The sequence below is a fragment of the Dermatobacter hominis genome (assembly GCF_020715685.1).
Taxonomy (GTDB): domain Bacteria; phylum Actinomycetota; class Acidimicrobiia; order Acidimicrobiales; family Microtrichaceae; genus Dermatobacter; species Dermatobacter hominis.
Genome location: NZ_CP085840.1, coordinates 1,904,357 through 1,916,897 on the forward strand (window position 1 = coordinate 1,904,357; position 12,541 = coordinate 1,916,897).

Annotated in this window: 12 protein-coding genes; 4 read left to right on the plus strand and 8 right to left on the minus strand. The window is 70.2% G+C overall.

Going from position 1 to position 12,541, the window contains the following annotated elements; all coding sequences use genetic code 11:
• The first annotated feature begins 146 nt into the window (after window positions 1-146).
• Complete coding sequence (locus LH044_RS08950; RefSeq protein WP_227759684.1) at window positions 147-542, plus strand: PepSY domain-containing protein; 396 nt, start codon at window positions 147-149, stop codon at window positions 540-542.
• A 105-nt stretch (window positions 543-647) separates the two neighbouring features.
• On the opposite strand, the gene LH044_RS08955 is transcribed toward LH044_RS08950, so the two are convergent.
• Entirely contained in the window at window positions 648-1,730 is a 1,083-nt protein-coding gene (locus tag LH044_RS08955; RefSeq protein ID WP_227759685.1) for a methyltransferase, read from the minus strand.
• 173 nt (window positions 1,731-1,903) lie between these two features.
• Entirely contained in the window at window positions 1,904-2,641 is a 738-nt protein-coding gene (locus LH044_RS08960; protein WP_227759686.1) for a class I SAM-dependent DNA methyltransferase, read from the minus strand.
• A 288-nt stretch (window positions 2,642-2,929) separates the two neighbouring features.
• Here LH044_RS08960 and LH044_RS08965 point away from each other — a divergent pair, with 288 nt between their 5' ends.
• The 3 genes from LH044_RS08965 to LH044_RS08975 all read left to right on the plus strand — a co-directional run bounded on the left by LH044_RS08965 (window position 2,930) and on the right by LH044_RS08975 (window position 5,695).
• Window positions 2,930-3,232, plus strand: coding sequence for a putative quinol monooxygenase (locus LH044_RS08965; RefSeq protein ID WP_227759687.1), 303 nt, complete (start codon window positions 2,930-2,932; stop codon window positions 3,230-3,232).
• A 100-nt stretch (window positions 3,233-3,332) separates the two neighbouring features.
• Window positions 3,333-4,253 carry a hypothetical protein gene (locus tag LH044_RS08970; RefSeq protein WP_227759688.1) on the plus strand — a complete coding sequence of 307 codons (921 nt, stop codon included), beginning with the start codon at window positions 3,333-3,335 and terminating at the stop codon, window positions 4,251-4,253.
• Between the two features lie 89 nt (window positions 4,254-4,342).
• Window positions 4,343-5,695 carry a DUF2252 domain-containing protein gene (locus LH044_RS08975; protein ID WP_374210571.1) on the plus strand — a complete coding sequence of 451 codons (1,353 nt, stop codon included), beginning with the start codon at window positions 4,343-4,345 and terminating at the stop codon, window positions 5,693-5,695.
• A 23-nt stretch (window positions 5,696-5,718) separates the two neighbouring features.
• Here LH044_RS08975 and trxA read toward each other — a convergent pair whose 3' ends face one another.
• The 6 genes from trxA to dnaK all read right to left on the minus strand — a co-directional run bounded on the left by trxA (window position 5,719) and on the right by dnaK (window position 12,526).
• Window positions 5,719-6,165: a thioredoxin gene (gene trxA, locus LH044_RS08980; RefSeq protein ID WP_227759689.1), complete on the minus strand. Its 447-nt coding sequence runs from the start codon at window positions 6,163-6,165 to the stop codon at window positions 5,719-5,721.
• A 27-nt stretch (window positions 6,166-6,192) separates the two neighbouring features.
• Window positions 6,193-8,829 (minus strand): ATP-dependent chaperone ClpB, encoded by a 2,637-nt coding sequence (clpB, locus tag LH044_RS08985; RefSeq protein ID WP_227759690.1) that lies wholly within the window; start codon window positions 8,827-8,829, stop codon window positions 6,193-6,195.
• Complete coding sequence (locus LH044_RS08990; protein ID WP_227759691.1) at window positions 8,820-9,146, minus strand: chaperone modulator CbpM; 327 nt, start codon at window positions 9,144-9,146, stop codon at window positions 8,820-8,822. Before LH044_RS08990 ends, clpB begins: the two co-directional genes overlap by 10 nt.
• The gene (locus tag LH044_RS08995) at window positions 9,143-10,078 is read right to left on the minus strand and encodes a DnaJ C-terminal domain-containing protein (RefSeq protein ID WP_227759692.1); all 936 of its coding nucleotides are present in this window, start codon (window positions 10,076-10,078) and stop codon (window positions 9,143-9,145) included. The genes LH044_RS08990 and LH044_RS08995 overlap by 4 nt, the downstream gene beginning before the upstream one ends.
• Window positions 10,078-10,464 carry a nucleotide exchange factor GrpE gene (locus LH044_RS09000; RefSeq protein WP_374210572.1) on the minus strand — a complete coding sequence of 129 codons (387 nt, stop codon included), beginning with the start codon at window positions 10,462-10,464 and terminating at the stop codon, window positions 10,078-10,080. Before LH044_RS09000 ends, LH044_RS08995 begins: the two co-directional genes overlap by 1 nt.
• 193 nt (window positions 10,465-10,657) lie before the next feature.
• Window positions 10,658-12,526, minus strand: coding sequence for a molecular chaperone DnaK (dnaK, locus tag LH044_RS09005; RefSeq protein ID WP_227759694.1), 1,869 nt, complete (start codon window positions 12,524-12,526; stop codon window positions 10,658-10,660).
• Between the last annotated feature and the right edge of the window lie 15 nt (window positions 12,527-12,541).

Consider the following 12,541-nt stretch of genomic DNA (forward strand, 5'->3'; position numbering starts at 1 on the left):
GCCGCTGGGAGCAGCCGTCGGTGATTGGACGGAACGTACATCGACATGGCACTCAGTGCCACCTCCACTGGGAGTGTTCGATCCACCCATTGGAACGGCTCGTGATCGAACCAGCGGACGGGACACCCCACAAGGAGTTCCCACACATGAGACCCCTCCGGAAGAAGCTCGGCACCGCTGCCCTCGGCGGCGCACTGCTCCTCGGTGGCGCAGGCGGTGCGTATGCGCTGACCGGCACCGCCGGTGCCCAGGACACGACCACCACGACGGCGCCGTCCGGCTCGACACAGCAGCCGGCCGATGGGCAGCAGCGCGGACCCCACACCGCGAACGGCATCACCGAGACGCCGTTGACCGGCACCGAGCTCGAGAAGGCGACTGCTGCAGCGCTGGGCGCAGTGCCGGGCGCGACGGTGGAGCGAGCCGAGACCGATGCGGACGGTGCGACCTACGAGGTGCACGCGACGAAGGCGGACGGCAGCCACGTGACGGTCGCCCTCGACGCGGACTTCAACGTGACCGGCACGCAGGCCGGCCGGTAGCCACCGGTCTGATGCGGGCCGCCCGTCCCTCGGAGACGGGCGGTCCCGCAGCCAGTGATCAGCTCGACCTGGGGTCGACGGGCGACGCAGGGGCGGTGTCCGCCGTCAGGCTGCGACGAGTACAGAGGCGAGGTCGCCCGATGCGAGCCGCACCCTCGTGCACGTCCGGAGACCGGCGGCGGTCGCCAGCGCATCGATCTGGGACGCGGTGCGCTCCCGGCCGCCCGGCGTCAGTGCTGCCATCAGCACGTCGGTCGACGCTGCGATGTCGTCCGTGGGCACCTCTGACCGCTCGCCTTCGACCACGACGACTCGACGCGGGTCGGCGGCCGCGACCGCCCGGAGCAGGGAGACCGAGTCATCGTCGCCCCAGTCGTGGATGACGTTCACGAGGAGGTAGGTGTGGTGCCCGTCGGGCACAGTCGTGAAGGCATCCCCCGCAACGACACTCATCCTGGGATGGTCGACGGCGCGTGCGGCGACACCGGGCAGGTCGAGCAGTGTCCCGGTCGCCCCCGGCACGAGCTCGAGGAGAGCAGCGAGCAGCGCTCCGGTCCCTCCGCCGACGTCACAGATCGTCGCGCAACCGGACCAGTCGAGCGAGTGGGCGAGGGTCAGCGCATGCATGCGTCCGCCGGCAGCCATGGCCTCGTCGAAGACGGCCCAGCGGTCATCGTGCTCGGCCATCCACTCGAAGAACGGTGCGCCGTTCACCGTCTGGAACGGGTTGGCAGCTTCGGCAGAGAGCTCCGCAACGGCAGCGACCACCTCCGCGCCTCCGGCGAAGTCGACCCACGAGCGCCAGCCGCCGGGATGGTCGGCGCGGAGGAACGCAGTGACCCTCGTGGGTCGCACTCGGCCGCGCCGGTCGATGCGCAGCCAGCCGCGCGTGGCCCCGAACCGGACGAGCCGCTCCAGCAGATCGGGGTCGGCCCCGACGTCACGCGCCAGATCACCCACAGTTCGGGGTCCGGTCAGCGCATCGGGTACCCCGACCGAGCACAACGCCACCAGCACCCGGTGCTCCAGCATGCCGAATAGCGCGTCGAGCACTTGGACCGGCGGCGGGGCTGTCGAGCGATGCAGTCGCCCGAGCATCCCGCGGAGCCGTGAGACACCCGCGCTGAGGGCCGGCGGCGGCAGTGCGGGGACGCCGAGCACGTCGCGCGGTGTCGGCCTCGTGCGCATCCCCACCTCCTCGTCGGACGCCGTCAACCTAGGCGGACGTGCACCCGGAACGGACGACGACGCAAGGCGGGGCTGAAGAGGATGGCGTGCCGGATCCACGCCCATCCTGCTTCTCGTTTCGCGCCCCCCACCACTGGGCTCGAGGCGACGACGTAAGAGGTCGCCGCTGACGGTCACCCCGGCGGCTTGCGCCAGACGGAGATGTGCGAGGCGCTGTCGGCGGTGAACGGGGCTCGGTGCCAATCGCTCCACCGGTGCTCCAGCTCGAGCCCGGCGAGGCGAGCCATCAGGTCGAGCTCGGAGGGCCAGACGTAGCGGTGACGGGAGCGGAAGACGCTCGCCTCGCCGTCGCGCACGTAGGTGTGGTGGCAGGTCATGGACTGGGTGCGTGGATCCAGCTCGTCGACGCCGATGTGGCGATCGGTGGCCTCCTGTCCCACGAACCTCGCGCCGGGCGGTAGCCGGCGCAACGACGGGACCCCGACCTCGACCACGAATCGGCCACCCGGCGCCAGGTGGGCGGCGGCGTTGGCGAAGCACGCCACCTGCTCGTCCTGGGTCAGCAGGTTCGTGATCGTGCTGTAGACGAGGTACACGAGCGAGAACTCTCCGCCGACGCAGGTCGTCGCCATGTCGCCGATGACGACGGGGACCCGATCCGCACCCGGCTTGGCCGCCATCTCGTCGACCATCGCCTGCGAGAGCTCGATGCCGACCACCTCGACCCCGCGCTCGACCAACGGCAGGGCGACTCGGCCGGTGCCGACCGCCAGCTCGAGGGCCCGACCGCCGGCCGCCAGGTCGGCCAGCACGCTGACCGTCGGCCCGATCACGTCCGCCGCGAACCGCTCGGCGTGGTCCTCGTCGTAGGTGCTCGCCACGACCCGGTCGAACAGCCCATCGCGCTCCATCGGACCCAGGATCGCACCCACCGCCGACGCTCGGGCCACGATTTCCTCATGCCGACACCTCAGCTGGTGGCGACCTCGGAGGTCCACGGTCGACGCCTACGCGCTCGCGGGATGTGGCGGCGGGGCGCGGCCACGACGATGGGTCGAACGAGGAGGTCGGTCGACGAGCCCGACCGCCTTCGAAGTCGACGTCGTGCTCGGCATCCGCCGCGCAGTCGTGGTCCCCACGTCGATGCGACCGTCTGCGTCGCAGCCGTCCGAAGGACGTTCACAGCGAAGGAGACGGACATGAGCAAGGTCACCGTTGGGTTGTGGGTGCCGTTGCAGGCGAAGCCGGGCAAGGAGGCCGAGGTGGAGGCCTTCCTGGAGGCCGGCCAAGGGCTGGTCGAGGACGAGCCCGGAACGACCGCCTGGTTCGCCGTGCAGTTGGGCGGCGGGCAGTTCGGGATCTTCGACGTCTTCCCCGACGACGACGGCCGACAGGCTCACCTCAACGGCAAGGTCGCTGCGGCGCTCATGGAGAAGGCCCCCGACCTGTTCGTCGAAGCACCGCAGATCCACCAGATCGACGTGGTCGCCGAGAAGCTCTGACCGAGGGCGCCGGTCCCGGACGCCGGCCTCATCGCCACTCGACGGATGATCTACGAGATCGCGGGGGGTGCCGCCGATGGTGAACGAGCATGCTGGCGGGATGGCGAGCATCCTGCTGCAGACGACCATCCCTGACATCCCCGATGACTGGAACGTCGGGCGGTTCTCGCTCCTCGCCGACGAGTTGGCACGCGCCGGCCACGACGTGACCACCCGCAATCGCGACGAAGCGACGGACGACTCGGTGCTGAGCGTGCTCGACACGCTCGACTACGACCAGCTCTGGCTGATGGCCGTCGACGCCGGCCACGGGCTCTCACCCGGCGACGCGGCGGGGATCATGCGCTTCCGCGAGCGGGGTGGCGGCGTGCTGACCGCTCGCGACCACCAGGACCTCGGCTCCTGTCTCGTCTGCCTCGGTTCGATCGGCCAGCTCAACCACTTCCACAACCAGAACCCCGAGCCGAACGCCCGTCGTGACGATCAGGACAACCCGAACATCTCGTGGCCGAACTACCACTCGGGCGCGAACGGCGGGTATCAGCCGGTCATGGCCGACGAACCGGCGCACGAGCTGCTCCGGACCGACCGGAACGCCAGCGGGCGGATCGAGTGGTTCCCGGCCCACCCCCACGAGGGTGCTGTCTCGGCGCCGCCGGAGTACGGCTTCGCGCAGGTCGTCGGCCGGGGTCGCAGCACGGTCACCGGCTGCGCGTTCAACCTGGCGGTCGCCCTCGACGGCGAGACGGTGACCGGCGGCGGCCCCGCGGGCCGGGCGGTGGCGTGCTCGACGTTCCACCACTTCGCCGACATGAACTGGGACATCGACGCCGGCGCGCCGTCGTTCGTGACCGAGCCGCCGAGCGACGAGATGAAGCGGGACCCCTCCCGCTTGGAGACCTTCAAGGACTACGTGCGGAACATCGCCAGTTGGCTGGGTGCACGTGCCGAACACCGCGCCGACCCCAGGGGGGACGGCGAGTCGCGCACGACGCGATCGGGAACCTTCGCGGAGGGCTGAGCGCCGCTCGCCTCGTGAGTCGCCGACCGCGGCTCGGAACAACGCGAGCGCGTGGTGCGCCCGATCGGTCGGTTCGCCATCGTGGGGAGGTGCGAGATGCCGGACGCAAGTCCTACGAGGACCGTCGCGCCGATGGTCGGTCCCGCCGGAAGGAGGTGCCCCGGTCTGCGCACGCCCGGTGGGAACCCGATCCCGGGCGGCCCGATCCCGTGGTTCGTCTCGGCGTCTCGGATGCTGGCCGGCTCGCCGACCTCGTGCCCGTCCGCTACGGACGGATGATGGCGTCGCCCTTCGCCTTCCTGCGCGGCGCAGCGCAGCTCATGTCCGACGACCTCGCCAGCACCCCGGTGACGGGCTACCGCGTGCAGGCATGTGGCGACGCACACCTGGCCAACTTCGGGGTGTTCGCGACCCCGGAGCGGAACCTCGTCTTCGACGTCAACGACTTCGACGAGACGCTCCCGGCGCCCTGGGAATGGGACGTCAAGCGCCTCGCGGCGAGCGTGGCCGTGGCGGCCGGCAACCTGAACCTCGAGGCACGGGAGCGCACGGCGGCGGTCGAGGGCACCGTGCGCGCGTATCGGGAGCGCATGGGTGAGCTCGGACCGATGTCGCCCCTCGACGTCTGGTACGACCGCGTCGACGTGCAACGGGTCCTCGCCATCGCTCGGGAGGAGCAGGCGAAGGACCTCGAGGAAGCCTTGTGCGTGCCCAAGGTGCGTCACCGCACCAGCCTGGGCGCCCTCCCGAAGTTCACCACGGTCGTCGGCGAGCGACGCCGCATCGTCGACAAGCCCCCGCTCATCGCGCACGACGAGATCGAGGATCGCGATGCGACGCAGATGCTCGAGCGATACGTGGAGTCCCTACCTGCGGATCGCCGTCCGCTGCTCGAGCGTTGGACGATCGTGGACGCGGCGCGCAAGGTGGTCGGCATCGGCAGCGTCGGGACACGTTGCTACTTGGTGCTGCTCATGGACCACGACGGCAGGACGCCGCTGTTCCTGCAGCTCAAGGAGGCGAACGACGCCGTGATCGCACCGTACGCCGGACCCTCGGAGTTCGAGCACCAGGGACAGCGAGTCGTCGTCGGGCAACGGCTCATGCAGGCGGCGAGCGACATCTTCCTCGGCTGGACCACCGATGGGGACCGCCACTACTACGTCCGCCAGTTCCGCGACATGAAGGGCTCCGTCAACCTCGACGTCATGACGGCGTCGGGGTTCGCTACCTACGCACGGTTGTGCGGTCGGGTGCTGGCTCGTGCGCACGCCCGGTCCGGCGACGCCGCCGCGATCGCTGGCTACCTCGGACGCCGGCGTACCTTCGACGAGGCCGTGGCAGAGTTCGCCGACGCGTACGCGCAACAGACCGAGCGCGACCACTCCGCGCTGGTGGGCGCCGTCCGCGCCGGCCGCGTGAGGGCGAGCGTGCCCTCGTGAACGACGACCTGCGGTCGCGCCGGTCAGCCGACCGTCGTCGATGGCGACGAGCGCGCCCGCCTGATCGCCTCGTCCAGCCATGGGCGCAGCACGTGCTCCGGGGCGGCACCGGCCTGGCGGTCGACGACCTCCCCGCGGTGCAGCACGATCAAGGTCGGAACGCTCTGCACGGCGAACCGCCGAGCGGTGAGCGGTGAGCGGTCGACATCGACCTTGACCAGCTTGACCTTTCCGGCGTGGGATCGAGCGAGGGCTTCGAGCGCCGGGGTCACCATCCGGCAGGGCCCGCACCACGTCGCCCAGAGGTCGACGAGCACGGGCAGATCCGCCGCGTCGGCAACGGCGGGGAAGGTGGTGTCGTCGGCATCGGCGATCCAGGGAAGCGGGGTCTGGCAGTTGGCGCACCGGGGCACACCGCTGGCCGCATCCGGCAGCCGGTTGCGCTTCCCGCAGGACAGGCACTCCACCACGTGAGGGTCGGCCACGTCGTGCTCCCCTCACGCGGCCTGCGGGACGGAGGTGATGGGGTTCTGCCACCGGACCGCGAGCTCGTCGTCCTCCAGCTCGATCCTCACGACGGCGCCGTCGTGCACCTCGCCGCCGAGCAGCGCTCGGCCGAGCCGGGTCTCGACCTCGTGGGAGATGTACCGGCGCAGCGGTCGGGCGCCGTACACCGGGTCGAACCCCTGCTCGGCGATGTGCCGCAAGGCGTCGGGGCTGACCTCGAGCGTCATCTGCCGGTCGGCCAAGCGGTTGCGCAGGTCGTCGAACATCAGCTCGGCGATCCGCTCGATCTCGTCCAGGGTCAGCGGCTTGAACAGGACGATGTCGTCGACGCGGTTCAGGAACTCCGGGCGGAAGTGGCTGCTGAGCCGGGCCATGACGATGTCGCGGATCTCTGGCTCGATCGTTCCCGAGTCGGACACGCCCTCGAGCAGTTCGGGCGACCCGATGTTCGACGTCATGATCACCACCGTGTTGCGGAAGTCGACGAGCCGACCTCGCGCATCGGTGAGGCGGCCGTCGTCGAGCACCTGCAGCAAGGTGTTGAAGACGTCTGGATGGGCCTTCTCGATCTCATCGAACAAGACCACCGAGTACGGCTTGCGTCGTACGGCCTCCGTGAGCTGGCCGCCTTCCTCGTAGCCGACGTACCCGGGTGGCGCGCCGACGAGCCTGCTCACGGTGTGCCGCTCCTGGTACTCGCTCATGTCGAGGCGCACCATGTTGTCCTCGGTGTCGAACAACGCCGCGGCGAGCGTCCGAGCCAGCTCGGTCTTGCCGACGCCGCTCGGTCCCAGGAAGATGAACGAACCGATCGGTCGTTTCGGGTCCTTGATGCCTGAACGGGCCCGGATGATGGCGTCGGCGACGAGTTGCACCGCCTCGTCCTGACCGATCACGCGCTCGTGCAGGATCTGGTCGAGGCGCAGGAGCTTCTCGCGCTCGCCCTCCTTGAGCCGACTCACCGGGATGCCGGTCCACCGCGACACGATGGTGGCGATCTCGTCCTCGGTGACCACCTCGCGCAGCAGTCGGGCTGCGCCCTGCTTCGTGGCCAGGAGCTGTTCCTCGGTCTCGAGCCGACGTTCCAGCTCGGTCAACTTCCCGAACCGCAGTTCGGCGGCTCGTTCGAGGTCGTAGGCCCGCTCGGCGCGATCGGCCTCGAGCCGGACCCGTTCGAGCTCCTCGCGCAGGGCCTGCACCCTCTTCAGCGCCTGGCGTTCGGCGTCCCACTGGGCGCGCATGGCGTCCGCATCGGCGCGCAGATCGGCGAGCTCCTTGCGCAGTTCCGCCAGGCGGTGCTCGCTGGCCCTGTCCGTCTCCTTCGCGAGCGCCGCCTCCTCGATCTCGAGGCGGGTCACGCGCCGCGTGAGCCCGTCGAGCTCGGACGGCAGCGAGTCGATCTCCGTGCGCAGCATGGCGGCCGCTTCGTCGACGAGGTCGATCGCCTTGTCGGGCAGGAACCGGTCGGAGATGTAGCGGTGGCTGAGCACGACGGCGGCGACGATCGCGCTGTCCTGGATCTTCACGCCGTGGAACACCTCGAACCGCTCCCGAAGGCCGCGCAGTATGGAGATGGCGTCCTCGACCGCCGGCTCGTCGACGAGCACGGTCTGGAACCTCCGCTCGAGCGCGGCGTCCTTCTCGACGTGCAATCGGTACTCGTCGAGAGTCGTGGCGCCGATCATGTGCAGCTCGCCGCGGGCGAGCATCGGCTTGAGCATGTTGCCGGCGTCCATCGACCCCTCGGCCGCGCCGGCGCCGACCACGGTGTGCATCTCGTCGACGAAGAGCAGGATCTGGCCCTCGGATCCCGTGACCTCGTTGAGCACCGCCTTGAGACGTTCCTCGAACTCGCCGCGGTACTTCGCTCCGGCGATGAGGGAGCCCATGTCGAGGGCGAAGATCGTCTTGTCGCGCAGTCCGTCGGGCACGTCGCCGTTGACGATGCGCTGGGCGAGGCCTTCGACGATGGCGGTCTTGCCCACGCCCGGGTCGCCGATGAGCACGGGGTTGTTCTTCGTCTTGCGCGACAGGATCTGCACGGTTCGCCTGATCTCCTCGTCCCGCCCGATCACCGGATCGAGCCTGTCGAGCCGGGCCTCCTGCACGAGGTCACGTCCGTACTTCTCCAACGCCTCGTAGGTGACCTCGGGCATCGCGGAGGTCACCCGCTGGTTGCCGCGGATCTCGGTCAGCGCCCCCAGGACGGCTTCGCGGGACACGCCCCCGGACTCCAGGATCCGACCGGCGGCGGTTCCCGAGCCCTCCGCGATCAGCGCCAGCAGCAGGTGCTCGACCGAGACGTACTCGTCCTTCAGCCGCACGGCTTCCTTGTCGGCGGCATCGAGGAGACGGGCGAGGCGCTGCGTCAGGGTCACCTGACCCGGCGCCGACCCGGGGCCGCTCACACGTGGACGCCGCTCGAGCTCGGCGTCGAGGCCGGCGCGGAGATCGGCAGGGTCCGACCCTGCTCGCGCCACCAGCTGGGGAACGAGCCCGTCGGGCTGCTCCAGGAGGGCGAGCAGCAGGTGCTCGCCGTCGACCTCGGTGTGGCCGTAGCGCAACGCCTTCGTCTGGGCGTCGTGCAGCGCCTCCTGCGATCGCTGGGTGAGACGGTTCATCTCCATCGTCGTGCTCCTGACGGTGTCGGAAGGTCGCCGGTGCGACGTCGTCGTTCCGCCTCGAGCCGATCGAGTCGGTCGAGGAGGTCGGCGACGAGTCCCAGGGCGGCGTAGTTCAGGGCGAAGCCGGCTCGAAGGCGTCGCAGGCGGGCCGTCTCGGCGATCTGGCCGGGCTCGAACCACAGCTCCCCGGACACGTCCGTCGTCGCCTCGATCAACCCGAGTGCGACGAACCGGCGCACCAGGTCGGGATGCTCCCCGACGGCACGAGCGAAGTCATCGAGGCCGAGTCGCCACGGCCGGGCGAGCACGTGCGCCGTCATCGGTTGCTCCGTCTGGGATCGAAGGTCGACGTTCGTGCCAGTTGCTCGAACAGTCGCCGCTCCTCGTCGCTCGGCGTCGCCGGCACGAGGATGCGGGCCTCGGCGAAGAGGTCGCCGGGCTCCCCCCGGGGGTTGGGAAGACCGCGTCCCCTCAGTCGGAGACGCCGCCCGCTCGACGTGCCGGCCGGCACCCGGACCTTCGTCTCGCCACCCGGTGTGTCGACGGCGAGGGTGGCGCCGAGCGCGCCCTCCCAGGGGGCCAACGGGAGCTCCAGGTGGATGTCGCGGCCCTCGGCGCGGTAGCGGGGGTGGGGTGCGAGTCGCACGACCAGGTAGAGGTCGCCCGGCGGGCCCTGCCCGGTGCCGTGGCCTCCCTGACCGCTGAGGCGGATGCGTTGCCCGTCGGTGACGCCGGCCGGGATGCTCACGTCCAGGGTGCGCGAACCGTCGGCGCCGGACAGCGTGATGGTCCGCGAGCCGCCCCGGAACGCCTCCTCGATCGGGATGGTGATCTCGACCTCCTGGTCGGCCCCGGGGATCGACCCCCACGTCCGACGTCGGCCACCGCCGAACAGATCGCCGAACAGGTCCTCGAGATCGACCTCACCGCCGGCGCCGGTGGTGTACCAGTCGCCGTCAGACCTCCCGGCTCGTCCGCCACCAGCCGCCCCGGACCGTGCATACGTCCGCGGATCGGCACCCTCGGGCACCTGCCGGAAGTCGTGGCCGAACTGGTCGTAGCGACGGCGCAGGTCGGGATCCGACAGCACGTCGTAGGCCTCGGAGATCTCCTTGAAGCGATCCTCGGCGGCGGGATCCTTGTTGACGTCGGGGTGGAAGCTGCGGGCCAGCCTGCGGTACGCCGACTGGATCTCGTCGGGTGTCGCGGATCGCTCGACGCCCAGCGCGTCGTAGAAGTCGCGGCGAGCCATCAGGCGCTCGTGACGACTGCCGCAGGACGCAGGACGGCCTGGTTCGTCCCGTAGCCGGGCCGCAGCACAGCCACGACGGTGTGCGGAGGAGCGTCGGCCTCGGTGGTGCTGACCACCTCGTGGCGGGTCGGATCGAACCGCTCACCGACGTCCTCGAACCGCGGGAAGCCGAGCCCGGCGAGCACGGCCAACGCATGGTCCCTCACCGCGCGCACCCCGTCGGCGAGGCCGTCGGAAGCGCGGTCCCCGGCACCCGCGTGCTCCAGCGCCCGGTCGAGGTCGTCGACGACCGGGAGCCACTCGGCTGCCACCTGCGCTCGTTCCGCCTCCCGTTCGCGCACGACCTCGCGCTGGAAGCGCTTGCGGAGGTTGTCGAGGTCGGCCATGGCCCGGCGGAGCCGCTGGTCGGCATCGTCCGAGCTCGGAGCAGCGCGGCGCGCCGTCTCGGGCGACGGCGGCGGTTCCGCCGGCGCGCGACCGGAGGCCGGGCCGGTGTCGTCTCCGACGGGTGGGTCGTCGGGGGGATCGACGCGGTCGGGCTCGGTCGGCGCCGGCTGGCCGTTCACCGGATCCGCCGCCCTACGAGACGGTGAAGTCGGCGTCGATGACGTCGTCCTCGGCCGTGGCGGTGCCGTCGGGTGCGGTGTCGCCCGCCGGTCGGCTGGTGCCCAGACCGTGGAGCACCTGCTGCAGCTCGGCGCTCAACGACCGCAGGCGATCGACGTCGCCTCCCTCGTCGATGGCGGCGCGGGCGTCGACGATCAGGTTCTCGGCCCGTGCCTTCTCGTGGACGGGGACCTGGTCGCCCAGCTCGGACAGCGTCGTCTCGACCCGATGGGCGATGCTGTCGAGCTCGTTGCGTGCGTCGACCTCGGCCCGGATCCGGGTGTCCTCGGCCCGATGGGTCTCTGCATCGGCGATCATCCGCTCGACCTCCTGCTCGTCGAGGTTGGAGCTCTGGCTGATCGTGATCTCCTGCTGCGCTCCGGTGTCGCGATCCTTCGCCGTGACGTTCAGGATGCCGTTGGCGTCGACGTCGTAGGTGACCTCGATCTGCGGAGAGCCACGAGGGGCGGGACGGATGCCCTCGAGTCGGAACCGTCCGAGCACCCGGTTGTCCGCAGCGCGCTCCCGTTCCCCCTGCAGCACGACGACGTCGACCGCATCCTGGTCGTCCTCGGCCGTGCTGAAGACCTCGGTGCGGCGTGCAGGGATCGTCGTGTTGCGTTCGATCACCTTCGACATCACGCCGCCCATCGTCTCGACGCCGAGCGAGAGCGGGGTGACGTCGAGCAGGAGGACGTCCTTGACCTCGCCCTTGATGATGGCGGCCTGGACCGCAGCACCGATGGCGACCACCTCGTCGGGGTTGACGGTCATGTTCGGGTCCGTGCCGCCCGTGAGTCGCCGGACCAGGTCCTGCACCGCAGGGATGCGGGTCGACCCGCCGACGAGGATGACCTCGTCGATGTCGTTGGTGTTCACCTTCGCATCGGACATGGCCTGCTCGACCGGACCGAGACAGCGATCGACGAGGTCCTTCGTGATCGACTCGAACGTCGACCGCATCAGCGTCGTGACGAGGTGCTTCGGGCCGGTGGCATCCGCGGTGACGAACGGCAGGTTGACCTGGGTCTGCGTCACCGAGGACAGCTCGACCTTGGCCCGCTCGGCAGCCTCGAAGAGCCGCTGCAGGGCCTGCGGGTCGTCGCGCAGGTCGATGCCGTTCTCCTTCTGGAACTCGTCCGCGAGGTGGTCGACCAGACGGCGGTCGAAGTCGTCCCCACCGAGATGGGCATCACCGGAGCTCGAACGGACCTCGACGACGCCGTCGCCGACGTCGAGGATGCTCACGTCGAAGGTTCCGCCCCCCAGGTCGAACACGAGCACGGTCTCGTTCGACTTCTTGTCCACGCCGTAGGCCAACGCCGCCGCAGTGGGCTCGTTGATGATGCGCAGGACCTCCAGGCCGGCGATCTTCCCGGCGTCCTTGGTGGCCTGCCGCTGGGCGTCGTTGAAGTAGGCCGGGACCGTGATGACCGCCTCGGTGACCTTCTCCCCGAGGAACTTGCCGGCGTCCTCGACCAGCTTCCGGAGGACGAGGGCCGAGATCTCCTCGGGCGCGTACTGCTTGCCGCGCACGTCGAAGCGGGCCACGCCATCCGGTCCCTCGACCACATCGAACGTGACCGCGTTGAGCTCGCTCGCGACCTCGTCGTAGCGACGCCCGATGAACCGCTTCGCCGACGAGATCGTCCCCTTGGGGTTCATGATCGCCTGACGTCGGGCGAGTTGGCCGACGAGCCGTTCACCCTGCTCGGTGAACGCGACGACGGACGGCGTCGTGCGCGAGCCCTCAGCGTTTGGGATGACCGTCGGTTGACCACCCTCGACGGTGGCGATCACCGAGTTGGTCGTGCCCAGGTCGATGCCGACCGCTTTCGCCATGGTGCGCTCCTTCTC